The following is a 22,607-nucleotide window of genomic DNA, read 5'->3' on the forward strand; positions in this document are numbered from 1 at the left end:
CACGTTCGGCGTCGCCGAAGTCGGGTCCGGACGACTACACGTCCTGCCGGAACCGGTCCTCGTCGTCCCGCATCAGCCGCTCGGACTCCTCGTCCCGCCGCTGCGCACCACGCTGCGGCTGACCGTGCTCACGCTGCGGCTGACGCTCGCGCTGCGGCTGGCCGTGCTCACGACCGGGCTCGCGCCCGTGCTGCTCGCGCTCACGCTCACCAGGCCGCTGAGCCCGCTGCCGCTCCTCCGGCGACTGTCCGGCCTTCCGCTTCAGCTGCTCAGCCTTGTCCTGGAACTGGTCCTTCATGCCCATGTGGATTCACTCCCGTTGTGGGTGAGGGGATCGGGCCTCGACCAGACAAACACGCACGAACACGCCCCGCATGTCGATCAGTCACGCTCGGTCATCAGGCGTCCGGCGCCCCGACCCCCCGCGTCCGCTCGTCCGCGGCCCCACCGGCCCCCACCAGCCCCTTGGCGACCCCGCGGAGCCGAGGCTCCATCCGCCGCACCTCGCGCGGCGCGAACGTCCCGATGAGCCCCGGGAGATACCCGCGTACGCCCTGCATCCCCCGCAGCCACCACTGCCCGTACACATGACTCGACCGCCGCTCGATCCCGGCGACCAGCCGGTCCACCGCCGGTCCCAGGGGATACGTCTTCCCGGCCGGCCACGGCAGCCGCTCCCGCAACTCCCGCAGCGCCTCGTCCTTGTCGGCGCCCCGCACCATGTCCGTGTCCGTCCAGGACAGATACCCGACCCCGACACCCACACCCTGATGCGCGACCTCGGCCCGCAGACAGTGCGCGTACGCCTCGACGCCCGACTTGGACGCGCAGTACGCCGTCATCATCGGCGCCGGGGTGATCGCGGCGAGGGAGGCGATCTGCAGCAGATAGCCCCGGCTCTCGATCAGCGCCGGCAGGAACGCCCGCCCGGTGACGGCCGATCCGACGAGGTTGACCTCGACGACCCGCCGCCAGGACTCCGGGTCGGAGTCGACGAAGGGCCCGCTGTTGGCGACGCCCGCGTTGGCGACGACGATGTCGACCCGCCCGAACCGCTCCTTGACCTCCTCGGCGACCCGGGCCATGGCCTCGTGGTCGGTGACGTCGGCGTGCCAGTACGCTCCCCCATCTCCGTACAGCCGCTCCGACACCCGCTTCAGCTCGTCCGGTTCGAGGCCGACGAGCGCGATCTTCACCCCCCGCGCCGAGAGCTTGCGCGCGAGGAGTTCCCCGACGCCCCGCGCGGCCCCGGTGACGACCGCGACCCGCCCCCGCAATTTGCTGCCGTCGCTCATGCGCCCGCCTCCTCCAACTCGTCCTGTCCGGCACGTACATACAGCGCGGCCAGCCCGCGTATCCGGGCGCTGACCGCTTCCGGCGCCTCCACCGGCGCCATGTGTCCGACGCCGGTCAGCTCGCTCACGCCCACGCAGTCGGGCAGCGCGGCGGCCAGCGCCCGCGCGTGCACGGGCGGGGTCATCCGGTCCGCCGTGCCCACGACGACGGCCGTCGGCACCGTCAACTCCCTTACGCGCTGGTCGAGATCGAGCGAGGCGAGGACATGCGACCAGGCGTGCCGCACCCGGGCCGGGCACGCGTGCACGATCCGCGCGCACGCCTCGACCATCACCGGCGACGCGCCGGGGCCCATGGTCGCGTACTTGAGGATGCGCCGGGCGACCGGCGTGACCGGCCCGAGCGGCGCCCGCGCGCCGAGGACCCTCTCCGTGAGCCAGGTGCGTACGCGTCCGGGCCGCATCGGCACGACCAGCGACTCGACGGCCAGCTTCGAACTGCCCGTGCTGCACAGCAGGACGGCCGCCGCGTGCTCCCGCAGGCCCGGCCGCCCTGCGGCCGCCATCAGCGTCATCCCGCCCATGGAGTGCCCGGCCAGCACCGCCTTCTCGCCCGGCGCGAGCGTCGCGGCGAGCACCGCCTCCAGGTCGTCGGCGAGGGCGTCGGCGGTGCACACGGCGGAGGCGGGACTACGGCCGTGGCCGCGCTGGTCGTAGACGACGACCCGGTGGTCGACGGCGAGGTCCCGCACCTGCGCCGCCCAGTACGCCGTCGAACACGTCCAGCCGTGCACGAGCACCACCGCCGGCGCGTCCTGCGGGCCGTGCACCTCGACGTGCAGCCGCGCCCCGTCGGCGGACACGGCCGCCAACTCCCGTACGGCGACGGGCGGCGCGTAGGGCCCGTGCTTCACATGGGTCAGTCGGGTCACGCTCCGGCCTCCACCTTCGCCAGGTCGCCCGTCCCGGGCGTCTCCTCGTTCTCCGTACCCGGCCGGGCCGCCCGCAGCACCGTGTACTCGCTCAGATCGACACGCCGGGTCGCACTCCGGAACTCGCTCGTCGTGCCCGGCCAGACGGTCGTGTTGCGGCCGTCGGCGTCGAGGTACCAGCTGGTGCAGCCGCCCGTGTTCCAGACCGTGCGCTCCATGCGCTTGTGGACCCGCTGGTTCCAGGCCGCCACGGCGGCGGGCCGGGCGTCCAGGGCGACCCGGCCGCCCAGCACGTCCAACTGCCGTACGAAGTCCGCCATGTAGTTGAGCTGCGACTCGATCATCAGGATCATGCTGGAGTTCCCCAGGCCCGTGTTGGGCCCGATGATCGTCATCCAGTTCGGGAACCCGGCGGCCGACGCCCCGCGCAGCGCCTGCATCCCGCCGTCCGCCCACGCCTCGGCGAGGGTCCGGCCGTCCGCGCCCACGACCCGGTCGGCGATGGGCATGTCGGTGACATGGAACCCGGTGCCGAAGACGATCGCGTCGACCTCGGCGGCGGACCCGTCGGCGGCGACCAGTGTGGAGCCGTCGACCTTGGCCAGCCCGGACGCGATCACGTCGACGTTCGGCCGGGTGAGCGCCGGATAGTAGGTGTTGGACAGCAGGATGCGCTTGCAGCCGATGCGGTAGTCGGGCGTGAGCCGGGCGCGCAGCTCCGGGTCGCGCACCGCGCGGGCCAGGTTCCGCTTCGCCACCCGCTCCACCAGGCCCAGCGCCTTGGGGCGCTTGGTGAAGGCCTGCACCTGAAGCTCCCGGACGCCCCACAGCACGCCGCGCCGCGCCTGCGCGGTGAAGGGCAGCTGCCGGTGCAGCCACTGCTCGACGCCGCCGATGCCCCGGTCCACCCGCGGCATCACCCACGGCGGGGTCCGCTGGAAGAGGGTCAGCCGGCCGACCTCGGGCGCGATCGCCGGCACGATCTGGGCCGCGGAGGCCCCCGTGCCGATCATCGCGACCCGCTTGCCGCGCAGGTCGTAGCCGTGGTCCCAGCGGGCGGAGTGGAAGACCTTGCCGGGGAAGGAGCCGAGCCCCGGCAGCTCGGCCTCGGTGGGGATCCGCGGATCGGAGAGCGGGCCGGTCGCGGAGACGACCATGTCGGCGCAGAGCCGCCCGCCGCTGGTCTCGATGTCCCAGCGCAGCCGCTCCCCGTCCCAGGCCATCCTCAGCACCTCGGAGTCGAAGCGGATGTGCGGCCGCAGCCCGAAGACGTCCGTCACGTGCTCCAGATAGGCCCGGATGTGCTCCTGCCCGGAGAAGGCGCGCGGCCAGGCGTAGTTGGGCGCGAAGGAGAACGAGTACAGATGGGACGGCACGTCACAGGCGCACCCGGGGTAGTCGTTGTCGCGCCAGGTGCCGCCGACGGCACCCGCCCGCTCCAGGACGACGAAGTCGGTGATCCCCTCGCGCCGCAGCCGCACGGCCGCGCCGAGCCCGCCGAACCCGGACCCGACCACCGCCACCCGCACATGCGGCACCCGCTCCCGCCCGCTCTGCCCCTGCTCGGCCATCCGGTACCTCCACGCCTCATCGCGTGCGCACACCGCGTTCGCACCCCATGTCCGCGCCAGTAATCACTGGCGCAGTGGGGAGCGTAGGGCAGGACCGTACCGATGGGTAGGGGTCCGGCACTCTGGAGTTACCAGCGGTACGACATAGGCTGCGCGCGTGGCAGAAGACGGCGAGCGACACGAGTACCGCATGGAGGAGCTGGCCGGGAAGGCCGGCATCACCGTACGCACCCTGCGCTTCTACCGGGAGCGCAAACTGATCCCGCCACCCCGCCGCGAGGGCCGTATCGCCTGGTACGACGACACCCACCTGGCCCGGCTGCGCACGATCTCGGCACTGCTGGAGCGCGGCCACACGCTCAGCGGGATAGCCGAGCTGGCCGAGGCCTTCGACCAGGGCCGCGACGTGGGCGACCTGCTGGGCCTCGGGGACCCCACCGAGGAGGTCCCGGTCCGCCTCTCCCCCGAGGAACTGGCCGACCACTTCGGCGACCAGTCGACCCCGGAGAACCTCGCCGCCGCCCTGGACCTCGGCTATCTCGCCACCGACGGCGGCGAGATCGTGCACATCAGCCGCCGCCTCCTGGACGTCTCGGCGGCCCTGGTCCGCGAGGGCGTCCCCCTCGCCGACGTCCTCACCGTCGGCCGCCGCGTACGCGAACACGCCGAGGCCCTCGCCACCCTCTTCACCGACCTCATCCTCACCCAGCCCGGCCGCACCCCCGAAGACCTCCACCGCCTCCGCCCGTTGGCGAAGAGCGTGACGGAGGCGGAGCTGTCGCTGGCGCTGGACAGGCGGTTGCGGCAGACCGAAGCGGGCGATCAGGGGCCATGGCCGGGGCCGCCGGGATCGCCCCACCCGCCTCCTCAGAGGTCGTAGACCACCGTCACCGGCGCATGGTCCGACCATCGCTCCGCGTGAGTCGCGGCCCGCTCCACGAACCCCTTGACCGCCTTGGCGGCGAGCCCGGCCGTGGACACCTGATAGTCGATGCGCCATCCCGAATCGTTGTCGAAAGCCCGCCCCCGGTACGACCACCAGGTGTACGGCCCCTCGACATCGGGGTGCAGGTCACGCACGACGTCGACGTACCCCCCGTCCCCCGCGTCGAGGACCTGCCCGAGCCAGGCCCGCTCCTCCGGCAGGAACCCGGAGTTCTTCTGGTTGGCCCGCCAGTTCTTGAGGTCGGCCTGGCGGTGGGCGATGTTCCAGTCGCCGCAGACCACGACCTCGCGTCCGTCGGCGGCGGCCCGCTCCCGGAGTTCCTTCAGATAGGGCAGGAACTCCCCCATGAACCGCACCTTCTCGTCCTGCCGCTCGGTGCCGACCTCGCCGGAGGGGAGGTAGAGACTGGCCACGGTCACACCGGGCAGCTCGGCCTCGACGTACCGCCCGCTGCCGTCGAACTCGGCCGAACCGAAGCCGATCCGGACCCGGTCGGGCTCACGCCGGCTGTAGAGCGAGACCCCCGCGCGCCCCTTGGCGGCGGCCGGGGCGTGCACGACGTGCCACCCCTCGGGCTGTCGCACCCCTTCGGGGAGTTGCTCGGGCTCGGCCCGCACCTCCTGCAGGCACACCACGTCCGCCGAGGTCCCGGCGAGCCACTCGACGAAGCCCTTCTTCGCGGCGGCCCGCAGCCCGTTCACATTCACAGAGGTCACAGTCAGCACCCGGGCACGATACCCGTACCGTGGACGGGGTCCGGATTCGGCACAGATCACCCCGGACGCCCGCGGTCCCGGCCGCCGCGACTCCGGACGCCCGCGGCCCCGGCCGCCCCGAAGGAGAATCATGCATAGATGTACGATTCATGGCATGATTATCCGTCCCGTGCCCTTCGATCACCCCGACGCCGTCAAGCTGAACGACGAGGTCCAGGCCGAGTACAGCGTCCGCTACGGCGACGACGGCGACGCCACCCACATGGACCCGGCACACTTCCTGCCACCGAGGGGCCTGTACCTGATCGCCTACGACCCGCACGGCAGACCCCTGGCCACGGGCGGCTGGCGCAGCCAGGACACCAACGACGAGGGCAACCTGGACGGCGACGCCGAGATCAAGCGGATGTACGTCACCCCCGAGGCACGCGGCCTGGGCCTGGCCCGCCGCGTGCTCGCCGCGCTGGAGTCCGACGCCCGCGCCGCCGGCCGCACCCGTATGGTCCTCGAAACCGGCACCAAGCAGCCCGAGGCCGTCTCCCTCTACACCTCCAGCGGCTACGAGCCCTGCGCGAAGTTCGGCTACTACCGCTTCCACGAACTGAGCCTGTGCTTCGCGAAGCGGCTGCACGCCTGACCCCGGGCCCGTAAATCCCGGTGCCTTCCGGGGTGTCGGGCCCCTACCGTGAGCCCGGTGAAGAAGAACACGCGTCTGCGCCGTCTCGTCGTGGGCGACACCACCTGGCACTGGACCGTCCGCCAGAGGTCCCGCGTGGCCTACGACCACTGCCACCTCAAGCTGTCCCTCTACCCGCAGGGCCCCGGGCGCCGCCGCCTGGTCCTGCTCTTCAGCCCCGCCGAGGACCGCGTCGTCTCGAACTGCTACTTCGACTCCGGCGCCCTGGTCCGCCTCTCGAACCACACCTACCTCAACCTCCACGAGCCCGGCACGGTCCGCCGCCTCCTGGACGCCGCCGCCCCGAAACTGGACCTCCACCCGTCCGCGCAGGAGGTCGAGGTGGACGGCTGGCCGTACTTCGACGCGATCACGGAACCGGAGCCGAGCGCCCCCGCCGGTCTGTCCGACCATGACTCCGGCGCTGACGGAACATCGTCCTGACAACACGTCAAAGCCCCGGTCAGGAAACCCGACCGGGGCTTTGAGCTGCGTGGACCTGTGGGGATTTGAACCCCAGACCCCCTCGATGCGAACGAGGTGCGCTACCAGACTGCGCCACAGGCCCTTGCAACGAGTGAAACTCTAGCATCCCGATCGCGGTGCTCGGAAATCCGTATCCGCGAGCCCGCTAGGCGGCCTGGGGCCGGCTCCTGGCTGGTCAGCGGAGTGGGAGATCCGGGGCCGCGTGATCACTCGTTGGCCGCTCGGGGGCGGTCGCCGTCCTCGTACTGGTCGAAGAGGGGCGTGCGCCCCCGCTCGCGGGAGCGGCGCGCGGACGCGGCCCGGCGGGCGTCGGAGCGGCCGCCGTCGGGGGCGTCACCCGCCTCGCCCGCGTCGGCGTCCTCCGCCCCCTCCCCGCCGTCGCGCTCGCCCTCCGGCTCACGCCCGGGGGCGTGCGCGGAGTGGGACGGGGCGCCCGAGGAGCCGTGCGGGTCGGCCGCGCTGGAGCGCGCGGAGCTCCACGCGTCCGGGGCACCGAGGTCGACGCCGGAGGTGGCCCGGGGCGCGACCGGCGCGGTGACGTAGGTCGGGAGCGGCACGGGGACGGGGTCCCAGCTGTCGCCCTGGCCGGGCCGCCGCTGGCGCTCCCGCTGCTGGTCGACCCACTCGGCGTGGTCGGTCTGCTCGACGAGTGCGCGGCGGTCGGCCGCGAGGGCGGTCAGCTCGGCCCGGCTCTCCTCGTTCTCGGGTCCGTCCTCCGGCTCGTCGGTGTCCACCGGGTCCGGTGCGGGGCGCCGCCGCTGGGGCTGCCGCTCCCGCAGTCGCTGCGCCGCCACCTCGGCCTGGCGCCGGTCCATCGTGTACGCGAACCGCTTCAGCTCCTGGCGGCGCAGGTGCGCGATGTACGTGCTCAGCAGCACCGCCGGTACGGCCGGCGCCCACAGGAAGGCGAGTCCGCCGACCGCCGCGACGATCGCGCCGAGCGAGAAGGCGAGGAAGAGCAGCACCGTCGTACGCCGTCGGCGCGCGAGCACCTTCGAGCGCTGGGCCCGCGCCTTGGCCTCCGCCGAGTTGGCCCGGCGCGCGGCCGCCGTCCGCCTGTCCGCATGCTGCTTGTCCGCATGCTGCTTGTCCGGCCGCTGCTGGTCCGCACGCTGCTGGTCCGCACGCTGCTGGTCCGCACGCTTCGCGCGCGCGGGAGTCGGCGGGTGAGCCGCCCCCTGCTTGGCCTGCGGCGCCCCGCCCTGCTGGGGCAACGGCTTCGGCTGTGCCGGTGCGGGCGCCTGCGCCGCCGGTTTCCCCTGCTGCTGGGGCTGCTGTCCCTGCTGCGCCGACTCACCTCGCTCCGCCGGCAATCGGGCCTTCGTGTGCTCCCGGTGCGGGGGCATGGCGAAGGCCCGGACGTCCACCGAGTCGGTGACGCCGTCCGGTTCGGCGCTGGGCTCCCCCTCTTCGGTGGAGCGCGCCCGCAGGTCCTTGGCGTATCGGCGCTCCATCCCCGCCCGGCCGGAAAGCAGCCGGATGGCGGTGCTGAAGCGTTCCGTCGGACGGGCTTCGTTCAGCTCGTCCTGCCTACGGAGCCACATCGGCACCAAGTAGGCGGCCCAGGCCCCGACGATGACTGCGTAGATGAGGCCGCTGCTGCTCACGACTCACACGGTAGAGGGGTTTGCGTGAGGCCATCCGCCAATTGAGCCGGTGTGTCGCACGATCCGGCTGATATTTCGAGCTTTTTTTGTGACCGATCCGATCAGCGGGCCACCGAGAGCGCGAAATTAACGTGCTGAGAACGTCCCGAGAACGCCCCGACTCGTTCAAGCCGATCGTCGACCGATCGCCGCCGGGGCATTTTCTTCGAACACTTATTTCATTTATTGAGGAGGTCCGGGCTTGCCGGCGTCGGAACCGGCGTTCCGCGCGCTCCGCGTCCGTTCCCGCTGCCAGCGACCGAGCAGCCCCTCGGGGACCTCCTCCGCGGTGAGCGCGAAGACGAGATGGTCGCGCCAGGCCCCGTCGATGTGAAGATATCGTGGACGAAGACCTTCCTCGCGGAATCCGAGTTTCTCCACCACCCGTCGGCTCGGCCGATTCTCGGGGCGAATGCAGACCTCGATGCGGTGCAGTCCGACGGTCCGGAAGCAGTGGTCCACGACGAGCGCGACGGCCGTCGGCATCACCCCGCGCCCGGCCACCGACTCGTCGACCCAGTAGCCGACATGGCCGGAGCACATGGAGCCCCAGGTGATCCCGGCGACCGTCAACTGCCCGACCAGCCGCCCCTGGTACTCGATCACGAACGGCAGCATCCGGCCCGCGTTGGCCTCCGCCCGCAGATGGCGGACCATCTGACGGTACGTCGGCCGGTGCGCGACGGGGCCGCTGGGCGTGGGCGGCGGGATGGTCGCCTCCCAGGGCCGCAGCCAGTCCCGGTTACGCCGGTTCACCTCGCGCCAGGCCCGCTGGTCACGCATCTTTATGGGCCGGAGAACGACCTCGCCGTCCACCAGCGCCACGGGCCAGGATGGGGTGTTCAGCTCGCACCCCCGTGGCCGGTTCTCGGGTGGTCCCCGCCGCGGAGCTGGTCGACGGCGTGGGTGAGCAGGGGTTCCAGTACGGCCAGGCCGTCCCGGACGCCACCGGTCGAGCCGGGCAGGTTGACGATCAGGGTCCCGCCCGCGACTCCGGCGAGGCCCCGGGAGAGCGCCGCCGTCGGCACCTTGCCCCGGCCGTACGCCCTGATGGCCTCGGGGATGCCCGGCACCTCGTGGTCGAGGACCGCGCGGGTGGCCTCGGGGGTGCGGTCGGTGGGCGAGACGCCGGTCCCGCCTGTCGTCACGATCACGTCGTACCCTGCGGCGACACCGGCCCGCAGCGCGGCCTCCACGGGGTCGCCGTCGGGCACGACCTGGGGGCCGTCGACGGCGAAGCCGAAGCGCGTGAGCCCCTCGGCGATCAGGGGCCCTCCCCGGTCCTCGTAGACGCCGGCGGAGGCGCGGTTGGAGGCGGTCACGACCAGCGCGCGGTAAGGCGCGGACCCGGTGTCGTCGGGGGGCGGCGTCATGTCCGGCTCCAGTCGCCCGACTTGCCGCCCGTCTTCTCCTCGACACGGACGTCCGTGATGACCGCGCCCTTGTCGACCGCCTTGACCATGTCGATCACGGTGAGGGCGGCGACGGAGACCGCGGTGAGGGCCTCCATCTCGACGCCCGTTCGGTCCGTGGTCTTCACGGTGGCGAGGATCTCCACGGCGTCGTCCGCGACCGACAGGTCGACCTTGACGCCCGACACCGCGAGCGGGTGGCAGAGCGGGATCAGGTCCGGCGTGCGTTTGGCGCCCATGATCCCGGCGATGCGCGCGGTGGCGAGGGCGTCGCCCTTGGGCACCCCCTCGCCGCGCAGCAGTTCGACCACTTTCGGCGAGACCAGGACCCGGCCGCTGGCGCGGGCGGTGCGCGCGGTCACGTCCTTCCCGGAGACGTCGACCATGCGGGCGGCGCCCGCCTCGTCGATGTGGGTCAGTCGGTCCTGCGGCGTACTCATGGTGGTGTGACGCTCCCGGTCGGGGCCCGTCGCGGTGCGGCGCGCGCTCGGTTGTGCGCGACACGGTACGCCACCCCCGACGGTTCAGCCGAGCAGGACGACCTCGACCTCCGCGGCGGGCTCGACCGACTCGGTGTCCTCGGGGATCACGATCAGCGCGTCGGCGTGCGCGAGGGCAGCCACGAGGTGCGATCCGGCGCCCCCGACGGGCGTGACCTCGCCGTCGGCGTACGTCCCGCGCAGATACTGGCGGCGTCCCGCGGGCGAGGTCAGCGCCTTGGGGGCGCGGAGGGTCGCCGTGGTCGTCGGACGGTGGACGTCGGGCAGGCCCATCAGGGCGCGGATGGCGGGCCGGACGAAGATCTCGAAGGAGACGTACGACGACACCGGGTTGCCGGGCAGCGCGAGCAGCGGGGTGTGGTCGGGGCCGATGGTGCCGAAGCCCTGGGGTTTGCCGGGCTGCATGGCGAGCTTGCGGAAGTCGATGCCGGAGCCCTCCTCGTCCTCGTCGCCGACGGACTCCAGGGCCTCCTTGACGACGTCGTACGCGCCCACGCTGACCCCGCCGGTGGTGACGACCAGGTCGGCGCGGACGAGCTGGTCCTCGATGGTGGAGCGGAGGGTCTCGGCGTCGTCGGCGACGGCGCCGACGCGGTAGGCGATCGCGCCCGCGTCCCGCGCGGCGGCGGTGAGGGCGAAGCTGTTGGAGTCGTAGATCTGGCCGGTGGCCGGGGTCTCGCCCGGCGGGACCAGTTCGCTGCCGGTGGAGAGCACGACCACGCGCGGGCGCGGGTGGACGCGTACCGAGGCGCGGCCGATGGCGGCCAGCAGTCCGAGCTGCGGCGGGCCGAGGATCGTCCCCGCGGCCAGGGCGCGCTCACCGGCCTTCACGTCGCTGCCCTGCGCGCGTACGTGGGCGCGTGCCTCGGCGGCGCGGTGCACGGCGACCTGGCCGGTGGCGCCCTCGGGGGCGGCGCTGCGGGCGCGCATCCCGGAGACGGGTCCCCCGCCGAGGCCACCGTCGGTCCACTCCACCGGGACGACCGCCTCCGCGCCGGGCGGCAGCGGGGCGCCGGTCATGATGCGGGCGGCCTCGCCGGGGCCGACCCGGGGCGCCTCGGCCTGGCCCGCCGCGACGTCCCCGATCACGGTGAGCACGGCCGGGAACTCCTCGCTCGCGCCCGCGACGTCCGCGACCCGTACCGCGTACCCGTCCATCGAGCTGTTGTCGAAGGGCGGCAGCGACACCGGCACCGTGACGTCCTCGACCAGGACACAGCCCTGGGCGTCGAGGAGTTGCAGCTCGATGGGTTCCAGGGGGCGGACGGTGGCGAGGATGTCCTCCAGGTGCTCGGTCACCGACCAGAGGTGGTCCGGGTCGGTGGCGCGGGTCGCGGCGGTGCTCAATGTGGCTACATCTCCTCGGCTACGTAACTGCGGAGCCAGGTCCGGAACTCCGGGCCCAGGTCCTCACGTTCGCATGCGAGTCTGACAATGGCACGCAGGTAGTCGCCACGGTCACCGGTGTCATAGCGGCGGCCCTTGAAGACGACGCCGTGCACGGGGCCGCCGACCTTCTCGTCGGCTGCGAGCTGCTGGAGGGCGTCGGTGAGCTGGATCTCGCCGCCGCGGCCCGGCTCGGTGCGGCGCAGCACGTCGAAGATCTGCGGGGCGAGGACGTACCGGCCGATGATCGCGTAGTTCGACGGGGCGTCGGCCGCCTCCGGCTTCTCGACCATGCCCGTGACCTTGACGACGTCGCCGTCCTGCGTGGCCTCGACGGCGGCGCATCCGTAGAGGTGGATCTGCTCCGGCGCGACCTCCATGAGCGCGATGACGCTGCCGCCGTTCTCCTCCTGGACCTCGACCATGCGCTTCAGGAGGGGGTCGCGGGGGTCGATCAGGTCGTCGCCGAGGAGGACGGCGAAGGGTTCGTCGCCCACGTGCGGGGCGGCGCACAGGACGGCGTGGCCGAGGCCCTTGGGGTCGCCCTGGCGGACGTAGTGCATGGTCGCGAGGTCGCTGGACTCCTGGACCTTGGCGAGCCGGTGGGCGTCGCCCTTCTTCTGGAGGGCCGACTCCAGCTCGTAGTTGCGGTCGAAGTGGTCCTCAAGGGGGCGCTTGTTCCGGCCGGTGATCATCAGGACGTCGTCGAGACCCGCCGACGCGGCCTCCTCCACCACGTACTGGATCGCCGGCTTGTCGACCACCGGCAGCATCTCCTTGGGGGTCGCCTTGGTGGCCGGCAGGAACCGGGTTCCCAGACCCGCGGCGGGGATGACAGCCTTGCTGATCCTGGGGTTCGCCTCACTCATGGGCGGAACCATATCCGGTGCCTTTGTGCGGAATCTGTGGCTCCGATGAATTCGTTCTCATATGAGCCGATTACGAAGAATACTGGAGCTACCTGTGAGCCGGATGGGACCTGAACCGGAGCTTTCCAAGCGAATGTTGCGACGAGAGCTCCTCCTGGTGAGGAACGGGTTGACGCCGGATGACGTCCGGAACACGACGGGCGCCCTTGCGGAGCGGGCCCTCGGTCTGCCCGAACTGGCGCACGCGCGGACGGTCGCGGCGTATGTCGCCGTGGGGAGTGAACCGGGCACGCTCGCGCTCCTCGACGCGCTCCGCGCCCGGGGCGTGCGCGTCCTGCTCCCGGTCCTGCTCCCCGACAACGACCTCGACTGGGGCCCCTATGAGGGAGAGGCCTCCCTCGCGCGCGTGCGGCACGGGGGCGGGCGCATGGCGCTCCTCGAACCCGTCGGCGAGCGCCTCGGCCCGGAGGCCGTGACCACCGCCGACGCCGTCCTGCTGCCGGGCCTGGCGGTCGACACGCGCGGGATGCGGCTGGGGCGGGGCGGAGGCTCGTACGACCGCGTGCTGGCCCGCCTGGAACGCGCGGGCGCCGACCCGGCGCTGGTGGTGCTCCTGTACGACACGGAGATCGTGGACCGGCTCCCCGAGGAGCCGCACGACCGCCCGGTGCACGCGGTGGTGACCCCGGCGGGAGTACGACGGTTCCGGTGACCCGGACACGGAGGCGGCCCCCCACGCGTGCGTGGAGGGCCGCTTCCGGCGTTCAGGAGGACGTCACGGTTTCAGCAGCAGCGTGTCGCTCGTGCCGCCCTCGACCGCCTTGTCCGAGAACGACCATGCCAGCAGCTCACCCTTGGCCCACTTGTCGGTCTGGTCGGTGTAGTGCGCGTTGTACGCGTGCCCGGAGGCGCCGGTGAGGTTGATCCACTTGGACTTGTCGAGGTCCCCGAGGTTCACCACCATGCGCATCGAGGGCACCCACACGACCTCGTAGCCGCCCGCCGCGTTCCAGCCGGTGGCGTTGACCGTGGCCTCGCCGCCGCCGAGCTTCCAGGGGCCGCGGTTGAGCATGTACTTGAGGAAACCGGGGCCCTCGGCGCCGAGGGTCTGGTTCTTCAGGAACAGCCGGTGCAGCCGGCCCCAGCTCCAGGTGTCGATGTCCTTGCCGAGCTTGGCGGTGAGCTCCCAACGGGCGTCACGCATGGCCCGCTTGAACAGCTCGTCGCGGGTGTCGGCGGCCTCCTCGGTGCGGGTCTTCGGCGTCGACCACCAGTCGTTGTCCTGGTCGTCGATGATCTTGCGGACCACCTCGAACCAGCGGTCGCCGCCGTCCGGCTGCGCCTGGTCCGTGTCACGCCTGCCGCACTCGCGCACCCGCCGGTCCTCGTCGGCGGGGCCGGTGGCGTCGACCGGCTCGACCGACAGGCACTGGCCCTCGACGCGCAGTTCCTTGGGCAGCTTGTTGCCGAAGGCGAGCTTGAGGATGTTGCGCCAGACCGAGTTGAAGTACGCGGCGGCCGCCGAGTCGGCGTCCTGGGTGTAGTCCCAGCCCTCCAGGAGCTTCTGCGCCTCGCGGACGTGCGGGTCGTTCACGTCGATCTTGAGCAGCAGCGGCACCAGCAGCTTGGCGATCTCGCTGCTGTTGTCCATCTGCATCTGCCGCATGTCGTCGGTGGAGATCTTGCCGCCACCCTTGATCTTCGACTCGATGAGACTGGTGATCCGCTGCGCGCGCGTGCCGTAGCCCCAGTCCGTGGTGAGCGTGTACGGGTACTTCTTGTCGACGACGGCCTGGTTCGCGGTGACGATGTAGCCGCGCTCCGGGTCGTACTCGTAGGGCAGTTCGTCCTGGTCGATGTACCCGGTCCAGCGGTACCTGGCGTCCCAGCCGGGCGCCGGGATCGAACCGTCGCCCTTGCCCCGCGTGGGGATCTTGCCGGGCAGCTGGTAGCCGATGTGGCCCTCGGTGTCGGCGTAGATCAGGTTCTGCGAGGGGACGTCGAACAGGGCGGCGGCCGCACGGAAGTCGTCCCAGCCCTTGGCCTTGTTCATGGCGAAGACGGCGTCCATGGTGGTGCCGGGGTCGAGCGCGGTCCAGCGCAGGGCGATGCCGTAGCCGTCGCCTCGGTCGGGGGCGTCCTGGCCGACCGTGGCCTTCTTGCCGACCTGGACCAGTTCGCTGCTGCGGTCGGACAGCAGGGGCGCGTTGTCCTTGGTGGTCCGGACGACGATCTTCTTGGACGTGCCGCCGGCGACCTCGATGGTCTCCTCGCGGGTGTCGAAGGGCAGGACCTTGCTGCCGTACTGGTAGCCGTCGCCGGTGAGCTTCTCCAGGTAGAGGTCGGTGACGTCGACGCCGGAGTTGGTCATGCCCCAGGCGATGTCCGCGTTGTGGCCGATGACCACGCCGGGCATGCCCGAGAAGGTGTAGCCGGAGACGTCGTACTGGCACTTGGCGGAGACGGCCTTGCAGTGCAGGCCCATCTGGTACCAGACCGAGGGCAGCGCCGCCGACAGGTGCGGGTCGTTGGCGAGGAGCGGCTTGCCGGTGATGGTGTGGTCGCCGGAGACGACCCAGGAGTTGGAACCGATGCCGTTGCCGTTCACGCCGACGGCCTCGGGCAGGTCCTCCAGGACGCCGTAGAGGCCGTCCAGCTGGGTCTGGAGGGCTCCGGAGTCGGTGGAGGTCCCGGCGGTGCCGGTGCCCGTCCCCGTGCCGCCGGTGCCCTGCGTGGAGCCGTCGACGCTCTGGCCGGTGCCCTGCGTGGAGCCGTCGGCGTTCTGTGTCGAGCCGGACCCGTCCGACCAGGTCTTGGTCAGCTCGTCGTACTGGCCCTCCCGCACGATCGTCCCGTTGCGGTCGTACGGGTACTGCGGGTAAAGGTCGGCGATCTGCTTCGGGCCGAGGCGGCTGGTCATCAGGGCGCGGTCGATCTCGTCCTGCATGTTGCCGCGCAGGTCCCACGCCATCGCCTTCAGCCAGGCGACCGAGTCGACCGGGGTCCACTCCTCGGGCCTGTAGTCGTTGGCGAAGCCGAGGGCCGCGTACTCCAGCGAGATCTCGTCCCCGTCCTTGCCCGCGAGGTAGGCGTTGACCCCCTTGGCGTACGCGTCGAGGTACTTCCTCGTCTCGGCCGAGAGCGTCTTCTTGTACTCCTCCTCGGCGATCCGGTGCCAGCCGAGGGTGCGCAGGAACTCGTCGTTGTCGACCTGGCTCTCGCCGAACATCTCCGAGAGACGACCGGCCGTCATGTGGCGGCGCACGTCCATCTCGTAGAACCGGTCCTGCGCCTGGACGTAGCCCTGCGCCATGAACAGGTCCTCGTCGGAGGAGGCGTAGATCTGCGGGATCCCGTAACCGTCGCGCTTGACGTCGACCGGTCCCGACAGACCCTCCAGGGTTATCGAACCCTTGGTCTGGGGGAAGGAGGCGCGCACGGTGGAGACGGACCAGAACGCCCCGTAGCCGACGCCACCGATGATGGCCAGGACCAGGATGATCAGGAGAAGACGGACTTTGCGTCCCTTCTTCCTGCCGGACTTGCCGGACTGCTGGCCGGAGGAGGCGGGATTGTCGGTGGGCATCGCTGTCCTTGCTGTCCTAACACGAGCGGCAGGTCGGGCTGTGCTTTGTACTGAACGCTGGAGCAACCATAGGCGCAGGGCCCGACACGACTTGACGCGGAGTCGGGAACTGGCGCGGACGGCTGTTCGATCTTGCCCCCGCAAGCGTCAAGAAATCGTCAAGAGTTAGGTAAGGTAACGAAGTACTTGCACTGACGTAACCGCAATCGCACGGTTTCCGTGATCGGCTCGGCATGCCCCCACGCGCGTGTGCCCCGCATCCAGTGCTCGGCAATCCCAACCGGAACCACGTGCGGTTCGGCGAGAAAGGTACGGCCCTCTGACTGTCCACGACCTCAACCAGCTCCTGCTCGTCTGCTCGCTCGTCCTGTTGGTCGCGGTCGCCGCGGTCCGGATCTCGTCGCGCAGCGGGCTCCCCAGCCTGCTCGTCTACCTGGGCATCGGCATCGCCATGGGCCAGGACGGCATCGGCGACATCCACTTCGACAACGCCGAACTGACCCAGGTCATCGGCTACGCGGCCCTCGTCGTGATCCTCGCGGAGGGCGGCCTCGGCACGAAGTGGAAGGAGATCAAACCGGCCCTGCCGGCCGCCGCCTCACTGGCGCTGGTCGGGGTCGCGGTGAGCGTCGGCGTCACCGCCGCGGGCGCGCACTATCTGATCGGGCTGGAGTGGCGACAGTCACTCATCATCGGCGCGGTCGTGTCCTCCACGGACGCGGCGGCCGTCTTCTCCGTGCTGCGCAAGATCCCCCTCCCCGCGCGCGTGACGGGCACCCTGGAGGCCGAGTCCGGCTTCAACGACGCCCCGGTCGTGATCCTCGTCGCCTCGCTCTCCATGGCCGGACCGGTCGAACACTGGTACGTCCTCATCGGCGAGATAGCGCTGGAACTGGCGATCGGCGCCGCCGTCGGACTCGCCGTGGGCTGGCTGGGCTCCTGGGGCCTGCGGCATGTGGCGCTGCCCGCCTCCGGCCTCTACCCGATCGCCGTCATGGCCATCGCCGTCACCGCCTACGCGGCCGGTGCCATGGCCCACGGCAGCGGCTTCCTCGCCGTCTACCTGGCCTCCGTGGTGCTCGGCAACGCCAAGCTGCCGCACTGGCCGGCCACGCGCGGCTTCGCCGAGGGCGTCGGCTGGATCGCCCAGATCGGCATGTTCGTCCTGCTCGGCCTGCTCGTCACCCCGCACGAGATGGGCGACGACATCTGGCCCGCGCTCGTCATCGGCCTGGTGCTGACCATGGTGGCGCGACCGCTGAGCGTCATCGTGGCGCTGACGCCGTTCCGGGTCCCGTGGCGGGAGCAGACACTGCTGTCGTGGGCCGGCCTGCGCGGCGCGGTGCCCATCATCCTGGCGACGATCCCCATGGTGAGCGGGATCGAGGGCAGCCGCCGGATCTTCAACATCGTCTTCGTACTGGTCGTGGTCTACACCCTCGTCCAGGGGCCGACACTGCCCTGGCTGGCCCGCAAGCTGCGCCTCGGCGGCTCCGGCGACGAGGCCGCCGACCTCGGCATCGAGTCGGCACCGCTGGAGCGGCTGCGCGGTCACCTGCTGTCCGTCGCCATCCCCGAGAAGTCCCGGATGCACGGCGTCGAGGTCAACGAGCTGCGGCTCCCCCCGGGCGCCGCCGTCACCCTCGTCGTCCGCGACGGCACCTCCTTCGTGCCGCTGCCGACCACGGTCCTGCGCCGCGGTGACGAACTGCTCGTCGTCGCCACGGACCCGGTCCGCGACCAGGCCGAACGCCGCCTCAGGGCCGTCGGCCAGGGCGGCAAGCTGGCGGACTGGCTGGGAACGGGCAACGGGAACAGCGCCGGCAACGGGAACAAGCACGGGAAGAACGGTGGGGCGGGTCGTTAAGAGCAGGTTTCGTCCTGTTCACACCCTCTGGAATCGGGGGTGCGACCGCCCATGGTGCTCGTTTTCACAGGCGACCCGGCCGATCACCCCTGTACGATGAAGGCGCACTTGATCGGACCAACTCTGCCTGACGCAGAGCTGGCGCGACCGTATGGCGGCCGGAACGCCCCTCGCAGTGGGCTCCGGCATCTACCGCAGTAGCGCAAGAGGACAGCTCTCGGCGCCCCCCGCACGGGCGCGCTACCAGGCGGCGGAAAGGCACGGCCGTGGCATCCACGGTCACCTCGAACACCTCGAACACTCCGAAGGCGTCCCGCCCGGGATACGGGCAGTTGCTGCGCACCCCGCGCGCGTGGACGTTCCTTCTCCCCGGCTTCGCGGCCCGTCAGCCGTTCGCCATGCTGACCATCTCCATCGTGCTGCTGGTCCAGCACACCACCGGCTCGTACGGGGCGGCCGGCGCGGTGGCCGCCGCCACCGGTGTCTCCATGGCCCTGTTCGCCCCCTACAGCGGCCGCCTCGCCGACCGGCACGGGCAGCGGGCCGTCCTGATCCCCGGCGTCCTCGTCCACGGGGCCGCCGGCCTCACCCTCACGGCGCTGGCCCTGATGGACGCCCCCCTGTGGGCGCTGTTCGTCGCCGCCGTGCCGACGGGCGCCTCGGTGCCGCAGGTCGGCCCCATGGTGCGGGCCCGCTGGGGCGTCAAGCTCCAGGACTCGCCCCTGATGAGCACCGCCGCCGCCTTCGAGTCCGTCACCGACGAGCTGACCTTCGTGCTCGGCCCGCTGCTCGCGACCGCGCTCTGCACCGCCGTGCACCCGGCCGCCGGCCTGCTCACCGAGGCCGGGCTCACCCTGATCGGCGGCCTGTTGTTCGCCGCGCAGCGCGCCACCCAGCCCAAGGTCGTCTCCGTGGCGCACGCGCGCGTGGAGCGCGTCTCCGCCCTGTCCGTCCCCGGGGTGCGCGTCCTGATCGTCACCTTCCTGGGCATCGGCTCCGTCTTCGGCGGTATGCAGGTCTCGCTCGCCGCCTTCTCCGAGTCGATCGGCGAGCCCGGCCTGAACGGCGTCCTGTACGGCGTCTTCGCCGCCGGCAACATGCTCTCCGGCATCGTCTGCGGCGCCATCGCCTGGAAGGGGGCCCCTCAGCGGCGCCTGATCGTCGGCTACACGGCCCTCGCGGTGGTCGCCTCCGCCCTGTGGACCGCCGATTCGGTGCTCGTCCTCGCCGCGCTCGGCCTGCTGGTCGGCATGTGCATCGCCCCCGCACTGATCACCGGTTACACGCTGGTCGACTCGCTGGTCCCGTCCGGCGCCCGCACGGAGGCCTTCACCTGGCTCACCGGCGCGGTCGCGCTCGGCCAGGCGGCCGCCGTCACGGCCGCCGGGCAACTGGAGGACCGGCTGTGGACCGGCGCCGGATTCCTGGTCCCCGCGGCCGGTACGGTACTGGCCCTGGCCACCCTGTTCGCGCTGCGTACGCGGCTGGTGGGCCGGCCCCGGAGCCGTACCGTCGCGCGTGTCGTCGGTCACCGAGTGCCGGTGACAGTGGACTGATCCCGGGGGAATAGGTCACTATGGACCGTCGTTAGCACTCATCGAGTGAGAGTGCCAGGAGGAAGAGCCAGTGCCGACGTACCAGTACCAGTGCACCGAATGCGGTGAGGGCCTCGAAGCGGTGCAGAAGTTCACCGACGACGCCCTGACCGAGTGCCCCGCCTGCAACGGCCGCCTCAAGAAGGTGTTCTCCGCGGTCGGCATCGTCTTCAAGGGCTCCGGTTTCTACCGGAACGACAGCCGTGGCTCCTCGTCGAGCAGCAGCCCGGCGACGTCGAAGGGCTCGTCGGAGACGAAGTCGTCCTCGGACGCGAAGCCCTCGTCGTCCTCGTCGTCCTCGTCTTCGTCGTCCTCCGACTCGAAGTCGTCGTCCGCGGGCTCCTCCTCCACGAGCAGCACCTCGGCCGCCTAGCGCTCCCGTCCGGGACCCTGCCGTCGTACGCGAGTCGTACGCGACGGCGGGGTCTTCGGCGTTTTCCCAGCCCGGTTAGGGTGCGGGCATGGCGAACACGGAGCACGTGGCGAACGGAGCGGGGCCGGTGGGCGGGACGGGTACAGCGGGCGGCACGGCGGGGACGGGCTCGGCGGGGACGGACCTGGCGGAGATCGGGGTCATCGGGGGGTCGGGGTTCTACTCCTTCCTCGACGACGTGACCGAGATACAGGTCGACACCCCCTACGGGCCGCCCAGTGACTCCCTCTTCCTCGGTGAGATCGCCGGACGCCGGGTCGCGTTCCTGCCCCGCCACGGGCGCGGGCACCATCTGCCGCCGCACCGCATCAACTACCGGGCCAACCTGTGGGCGCTGCGTTCCGTCGGCGCGCGCCAGGTGCTCGGCCCGTGTGCGGTGGGCGGTCTGCGGCCGGAGTACGGACCGGGCACGCTTCTCGTCCCCGACCAGCTGGTGGACCGCACCAAGTCCCGCACCCAGACCTACTTCGACGGTCTCCCGCTGCCCGGCGGGGCCATCCCCAACGTCGTCCATGTCTCGCTCGCCGACCCCTACTGCCCCGTGGGCCGCGAGGCGGCCCTCGACGCGGCGCGCGGCCGGGACTGGGAACCGGTGGACGGCGGCACCCTGGTGGTGATCGAGGGCCCCCGTTTCTCCACCCGCGCCGAGTCCCTGTGGCACCAGGCCCAGGGCTGGTCCGTCGTCGGTATGACCGGCCACCCCGAGGCCGTCCTCGCCCGCGAACTGGAGCTCTGCTACAGCACCCTGACCCTCGTCACCGACCTCGACGCGGGCGCCGAAACGGGGGAGGGCGTCTCCCACGAGGAGGTTCTGCGGGTCTTCGCCGCGAACGTCGACCGGCTGCGGGGCGTCCTCTTCGACGCGGTCGCCGCCCTGCCGCCGAACGGCAGCCGCGACTGTCTGTGCGCGAAGGCGCTGGGCGGGATGGATCCCGGGTTCGAGCTGCCGTAGTCGGTGCCGGCGGGCGCTGGCACGGGCCGATCGGGGGAGTAGTGGCCGGGGAGTGAGCGGCGGGAGTTGTCCGCGGGCGATGAGAGCTGACGGCAGGCGGAATTCCTCGTTCGGGCGGTGGAGTTATCCACAACCTGTCGCCAGTCCACAGCCCGAAGCAGCCGTGGCCGCGAAGCCTCATCGTGGGACCGCAAGCCGATCTCACAGAGCAGGTGGTGGTCTCCATGTCCTCTTCCATGTCCCGAGCCGCGTCCCCTTCCGCGTCCCCTTCCGCGTCCACGTCCCGGCCTCCTTCCGCGTCCCGACCCACGTCCCCCTCCACGTCCCGGCCCCCTTCCACGTCCCGGCCCGCGTCCGCACGGCTTCCCTCCTGGGCCGCCGGCCCGCCCGGCACCGACGCCCCTCCCACCTGCGAGGTCCCGCACTTCGCGCCGCTCCGGGTGCGCGGCGGGGCGCACCGGCTCCGCCGTCTCGCCCGCTGCCGACGACGGGCCATGGCGGCGGGCCTGGCGGTGACCGCGGCCGCGCTGCTGGTGACGGGAGCGGGGCCGGGGGAGACCGGACGGGTCAGGGGCCACCCCGTGGCCGACCCGGTCCCCGGGCGCCCCACCGCCGCCGGGACGGTGACCGCGCCGGTCCGCATCGCCGACGGCGCGACGGTACGGCTGCTGCGCCCCGGCGACCGCGTCGACGTGATCGCGGCCGAGGAGTCCGCCACGGGCGCCGGGGCCGCGCGGATCGTCGCCCGCGGTGCCCGTGTGTCCAAGGTGCCGGCCGCCGACGCCACCGAGAGCGGAGCCCTGGTCGTGCTGACCGTGCCCCGCCGCACCGCGGCCCGGCTGGCCGGCGCGGGCGCCACGTCCCGGTTGGCGGTGACGCTGTGGTGACGTCACGTCCCACGATGGCGGGACCCGGCTGGACACCCGGGCCCGGCCCTGACGTAGGTTGCGGAGTCGTTTGTTCCACAATCAGCGCAGAAGGGCCTCGTGGTGAGCAAGCAGAAGCAGCCGAGCGTCTGGGAGGGCTTCAAGGCCTTCCTGATGCGGGGGAACGTGGTCGACCTGGCCGTCGCCGTGGTCATCGGCGCGGCCTTCACCAACATCGTCAACTCGGTGGTGAAGGGCGTCATCAGCCCGCTGGTGGGAGCGTTCGGCACGAAGAACCTCGACCAGTACCGCTCGTGTCTGAAGGACCCCTGCACGGTGGCGGCGGACGGCACGGTCACCGACGGGGTGGCGATCCTCTGGGGCACGGTGCTGAACGCGACGCTCACGTTCCTCATCACCGCGGCCGTCGTCTACTTCCTGATGGTGCTTCCCATGGCCAAGTACCTGGCCCGCCAGGAGGCCCGCCGCAAGGCGAAGGAAGGCACGCACGAGGTCATCGAGGTGACCGAGCTGGAGGTTCTGAAGGAGATCCGCGACGCCCTGGTGGCCCAGCGCGGTTCCGGTCACGACCGCACCTAGCGGCGGCGTTCGCGGCGCTGGGCCGACGGTGTCAGAGGTGGTGGGGCGGCTTCTCGTCGAGGAAGCGCTTCAGGTCGGCCGCGCTGTCGCCGCCGTCGCCGGGCCGCTCGCCCCACCCGTGGTCGGTGTCGTCGGACGACGGCCGGCTGAGCGGGTCGTCGAAGACCAGCGCGGCCTTGGGGTCACGCGGTTCGGGGGTGGGAGCGGTAGCCATGCTTCCAGGGTACGGCCCCGATCCCGGTCGGCGGCCGGTCGCAGCCTCTCCCCCCGGGC

At 71.7% G+C, this 22,607-nt stretch carries 23 protein-coding genes and 1 tRNA gene; 10 read left to right on the forward strand and 14 right to left on the reverse strand.

Features of this window, described 5'->3' with window-relative positions; genetic code table 11:
• Positions 1 to 34: 34 nt before the first annotated feature.
• The 4 genes from H4687_RS20035 to H4687_RS20050 all read right to left on the reverse strand — a co-directional run bounded on the left by H4687_RS20035 (position 35) and on the right by H4687_RS20050 (position 3,798).
• Positions 35 to 304 (reverse strand): hypothetical protein, encoded by a 270-nt coding sequence (locus tag H4687_RS20035; RefSeq protein ID WP_050398348.1) that lies wholly within the window; start codon positions 302 to 304, stop codon positions 35 to 37.
• Positions 305 to 398: 94 nt separating this feature from the next.
• Positions 399 to 1,295: an SDR family oxidoreductase gene (locus tag H4687_RS20040; RefSeq protein WP_050398347.1), complete on the reverse strand. Its 897-nt coding sequence runs from the start codon at positions 1,293 to 1,295 to the stop codon at positions 399 to 401.
• Positions 1,292 to 2,227 (reverse strand): alpha/beta fold hydrolase, encoded by a 936-nt coding sequence (locus H4687_RS20045; RefSeq protein ID WP_046916339.1) that lies wholly within the window; start codon positions 2,225 to 2,227, stop codon positions 1,292 to 1,294. Before H4687_RS20045 ends, H4687_RS20040 begins: the two co-directional genes overlap by 4 nt.
• Positions 2,224 to 3,798: a flavin-containing monooxygenase gene (locus H4687_RS20050; RefSeq protein WP_046916340.1), complete on the reverse strand. Its 1,575-nt coding sequence runs from the start codon at positions 3,796 to 3,798 to the stop codon at positions 2,224 to 2,226. The genes H4687_RS20045 and H4687_RS20050 overlap by 4 nt, the downstream gene beginning before the upstream one ends.
• A 157-nt stretch (positions 3,799 to 3,955) precedes the next feature.
• On the opposite strand from H4687_RS20050, the gene H4687_RS20055 reads away from it, so the two are divergent.
• Complete coding sequence (locus H4687_RS20055; RefSeq protein WP_167358629.1) at positions 3,956 to 4,678, forward strand: MerR family transcriptional regulator; 723 nt, start codon at positions 3,956 to 3,958, stop codon at positions 4,676 to 4,678.
• Here the strand turns inward: H4687_RS20055 and H4687_RS20060 are convergent.
• Positions 4,666 to 5,460: an exodeoxyribonuclease III gene (locus H4687_RS20060; RefSeq protein WP_046916342.1), complete on the reverse strand. Its 795-nt coding sequence runs from the start codon at positions 5,458 to 5,460 to the stop codon at positions 4,666 to 4,668. The two genes, H4687_RS20055 and H4687_RS20060, sit on opposite strands and share 13 nt — an antisense overlap.
• Positions 5,461 to 5,614: 154 nt before the next feature.
• On the opposite strand from H4687_RS20060, the gene H4687_RS20065 reads away from it, so the two are divergent.
• Together H4687_RS20065 and H4687_RS20070 are read left to right on the forward strand one after the other, a co-directional pair.
• Positions 5,615 to 6,097: a GNAT family N-acetyltransferase gene (locus H4687_RS20065; protein WP_046916343.1), complete on the forward strand. Its 483-nt coding sequence runs from the start codon at positions 5,615 to 5,617 to the stop codon at positions 6,095 to 6,097.
• Between the two features lie 57 nt (positions 6,098 to 6,154).
• On the forward strand, positions 6,155 to 6,580 hold the full coding sequence (locus H4687_RS20070) for a hypothetical protein (RefSeq protein WP_046916344.1): 426 nt from the start codon (positions 6,155 to 6,157) through the stop codon (positions 6,578 to 6,580).
• Between the two features lie 50 nt (positions 6,581 to 6,630).
• Here H4687_RS20070 and H4687_RS20075 read toward each other — a convergent pair.
• The 7 genes from H4687_RS20075 to galU all read right to left on the reverse strand — a co-directional run bounded on the left by H4687_RS20075 (position 6,631) and on the right by galU (position 12,435).
• Positions 6,631 to 6,704: transfer RNA gene (locus H4687_RS20075), tRNA-Ala, on the reverse strand.
• 124 nt (positions 6,705 to 6,828) lie between these two features.
• Positions 6,829 to 8,229 (reverse strand): divisome protein SepX/GlpR, encoded by a 1,401-nt coding sequence (gene sepX, locus H4687_RS20080; protein WP_046916345.1) that lies wholly within the window; start codon positions 8,227 to 8,229, stop codon positions 6,829 to 6,831.
• 222 nt (positions 8,230 to 8,451) lie between these two features.
• Positions 8,452 to 9,084 (reverse strand): GNAT family N-acetyltransferase, encoded by a 633-nt coding sequence (locus tag H4687_RS20085; protein ID WP_046916353.1) that lies wholly within the window; start codon positions 9,082 to 9,084, stop codon positions 8,452 to 8,454.
• A gap of 26 nt (positions 9,085 to 9,110) precedes the next feature.
• Positions 9,111 to 9,641, reverse strand: coding sequence for a MogA/MoaB family molybdenum cofactor biosynthesis protein (locus tag H4687_RS20090; protein WP_046916346.1), 531 nt, complete (start codon positions 9,639 to 9,641; stop codon positions 9,111 to 9,113).
• A complete protein-coding gene (gene moaC, locus H4687_RS20095; protein ID WP_005485947.1) occupies positions 9,638 to 10,120 on the reverse strand; it encodes a cyclic pyranopterin monophosphate synthase MoaC in 483 nt (160 codons plus the stop codon). The genes H4687_RS20090 and moaC overlap by 4 nt, the downstream gene beginning before the upstream one ends.
• A gap of 84 nt (positions 10,121 to 10,204) precedes the next feature.
• Positions 10,205 to 11,527 (reverse strand): molybdotransferase-like divisome protein Glp, encoded by a 1,323-nt coding sequence (gene glp, locus H4687_RS20100; protein WP_046916347.1) that lies wholly within the window; start codon positions 11,525 to 11,527, stop codon positions 10,205 to 10,207.
• 5 nt (positions 11,528 to 11,532) lie between these two features.
• Positions 11,533 to 12,435 (reverse strand): UTP--glucose-1-phosphate uridylyltransferase GalU, encoded by a 903-nt coding sequence (galU, locus tag H4687_RS20105; protein WP_020115636.1) that lies wholly within the window; start codon positions 12,433 to 12,435, stop codon positions 11,533 to 11,535.
• Between the two features lie 133 nt (positions 12,436 to 12,568).
• Here galU and H4687_RS20110 point away from each other — a divergent pair, with 133 nt between their 5' ends.
• Positions 12,569 to 13,147 (forward strand): 5-formyltetrahydrofolate cyclo-ligase, encoded by a 579-nt coding sequence (locus H4687_RS20110; RefSeq protein WP_046916348.1) that lies wholly within the window; start codon positions 12,569 to 12,571, stop codon positions 13,145 to 13,147.
• Between the two features lie 63 nt (positions 13,148 to 13,210).
• Here the strand turns inward: H4687_RS20110 and H4687_RS20115 are convergent, their stop codons facing one another.
• Positions 13,211 to 16,021: a penicillin acylase family protein gene (locus H4687_RS20115; protein WP_046916349.1), complete on the reverse strand. Its 2,811-nt coding sequence runs from the start codon at positions 16,019 to 16,021 to the stop codon at positions 13,211 to 13,213.
• Positions 16,022 to 16,268: 247 nt separating this feature from the next.
• Here H4687_RS20115 and H4687_RS20120 point away from each other — a divergent pair, with 247 nt between their 5' ends.
• The 6 genes from H4687_RS20120 (at position 16,269) to mscL (ending at position 22,334) form a co-directional block, all read left to right on the forward strand.
• Positions 16,269 to 17,888: a potassium/proton antiporter gene (locus H4687_RS20120; protein WP_046916350.1), complete on the forward strand. Its 1,620-nt coding sequence runs from the start codon at positions 16,269 to 16,271 to the stop codon at positions 17,886 to 17,888.
• A gap of 266 nt (positions 17,889 to 18,154) precedes the next feature.
• Positions 18,155 to 19,444, forward strand: a complete 1,290-nt coding sequence (locus tag H4687_RS20125) for an MFS transporter (protein ID WP_046916351.1) — start codon at positions 18,155 to 18,157, stop codon at positions 19,442 to 19,444.
• A gap of 70 nt (positions 19,445 to 19,514) precedes the next feature.
• Positions 19,515 to 19,856, forward strand: coding sequence for an FmdB family zinc ribbon protein (locus tag H4687_RS20130; RefSeq protein WP_078907204.1), 342 nt, complete (start codon positions 19,515 to 19,517; stop codon positions 19,854 to 19,856).
• 88 nt (positions 19,857 to 19,944) lie between these two features.
• Entirely contained in the window at positions 19,945 to 20,868 is a 924-nt protein-coding gene (locus H4687_RS20135; RefSeq protein WP_225966751.1) for an S-methyl-5'-thioadenosine phosphorylase, read from the forward strand.
• A gap of 494 nt (positions 20,869 to 21,362) precedes the next feature.
• On the forward strand, positions 21,363 to 21,755 hold the full coding sequence (locus tag H4687_RS48510; RefSeq protein WP_046917876.1) for a hypothetical protein: 393 nt from the start codon (positions 21,363 to 21,365) through the stop codon (positions 21,753 to 21,755).
• A gap of 99 nt (positions 21,756 to 21,854) precedes the next feature.
• On the forward strand, positions 21,855 to 22,334 hold the full coding sequence (mscL, locus tag H4687_RS20145) for a large conductance mechanosensitive channel protein MscL (RefSeq protein WP_373560636.1): 480 nt from the start codon (positions 21,855 to 21,857) through the stop codon (positions 22,332 to 22,334).
• Between the two features lie 31 nt (positions 22,335 to 22,365).
• Here mscL and H4687_RS20150 read toward each other — a convergent pair whose 3' ends face one another.
• Complete coding sequence (locus H4687_RS20150) at positions 22,366 to 22,548, reverse strand: hypothetical protein (RefSeq protein WP_046917873.1); 183 nt, start codon at positions 22,546 to 22,548, stop codon at positions 22,366 to 22,368.
• Between the last annotated feature and the right edge of the window lie 59 nt (positions 22,549 to 22,607).

The sequence above is a fragment of the Streptomyces stelliscabiei genome, from assembly GCF_014873495.1.
Classification (GTDB): Bacteria; Actinomycetota; Actinomycetes; order Streptomycetales; family Streptomycetaceae; genus Streptomyces; species Streptomyces bottropensis.

What these genes read in the sequence shown, in the direction of transcription:
- H4687_RS20035 (WP_050398348.1), bottom strand. Translation starts at nt 304, where the DNA reads ATGGGCATGAAGGACCAGTTCCAGGACAAGGCTGAGCAGCTGAAGCGG.
- H4687_RS20040 (WP_050398347.1), bottom strand. Translation starts at nt 1,295, where the DNA reads ATGAGCGACGGCAGCAAATTGCGGGGGCGGGTCGCGGTCGTCACCGGG.
- H4687_RS20050 (WP_046916340.1), bottom strand. Translation starts at nt 3,798, where the DNA reads ATGGCCGAGCAGGGGCAGAGCGGGCGGGAGCGGGTGCCGCATGTGCGG.
- H4687_RS20065 (WP_046916343.1), top strand. Translation starts at nt 5,615, where the DNA reads ATGATTATCCGTCCCGTGCCCTTCGATCACCCCGACGCCGTCAAGCTG.
- H4687_RS20090 (WP_046916346.1), bottom strand. Translation starts at nt 9,641, where the DNA reads ATGACGCCGCCCCCCGACGACACCGGGTCCGCGCCTTACCGCGCGCTG.
- moaC (WP_005485947.1), bottom strand. Translation starts at nt 10,120, where the DNA reads ATGAGTACGCCGCAGGACCGACTGACCCACATCGACGAGGCGGGCGCC.
- galU (WP_020115636.1), bottom strand. Translation starts at nt 12,435, where the DNA reads ATGAGTGAGGCGAACCCCAGGATCAGCAAGGCTGTCATCCCCGCCGCG.
- H4687_RS20110 (WP_046916348.1), top strand. Translation starts at nt 12,569, where the DNA reads ATGTTGCGACGAGAGCTCCTCCTGGTGAGGAACGGGTTGACGCCGGAT.
- H4687_RS20115 (WP_046916349.1), bottom strand. Translation starts at nt 16,021, where the DNA reads ATGCCCACCGACAATCCCGCCTCCTCCGGCCAGCAGTCCGGCAAGTCC.
- H4687_RS20135 (WP_225966751.1), top strand. Translation starts at nt 19,945, where the DNA reads ATGGCGAACACGGAGCACGTGGCGAACGGAGCGGGGCCGGTGGGCGGG.
- H4687_RS48510 (WP_046917876.1), top strand. Translation starts at nt 21,363, where the DNA reads ATGGCGGCGGGCCTGGCGGTGACCGCGGCCGCGCTGCTGGTGACGGGA.
- H4687_RS20150 (WP_046917873.1), bottom strand. Translation starts at nt 22,548, where the DNA reads ATGGCTACCGCTCCCACCCCCGAACCGCGTGACCCCAAGGCCGCGCTG.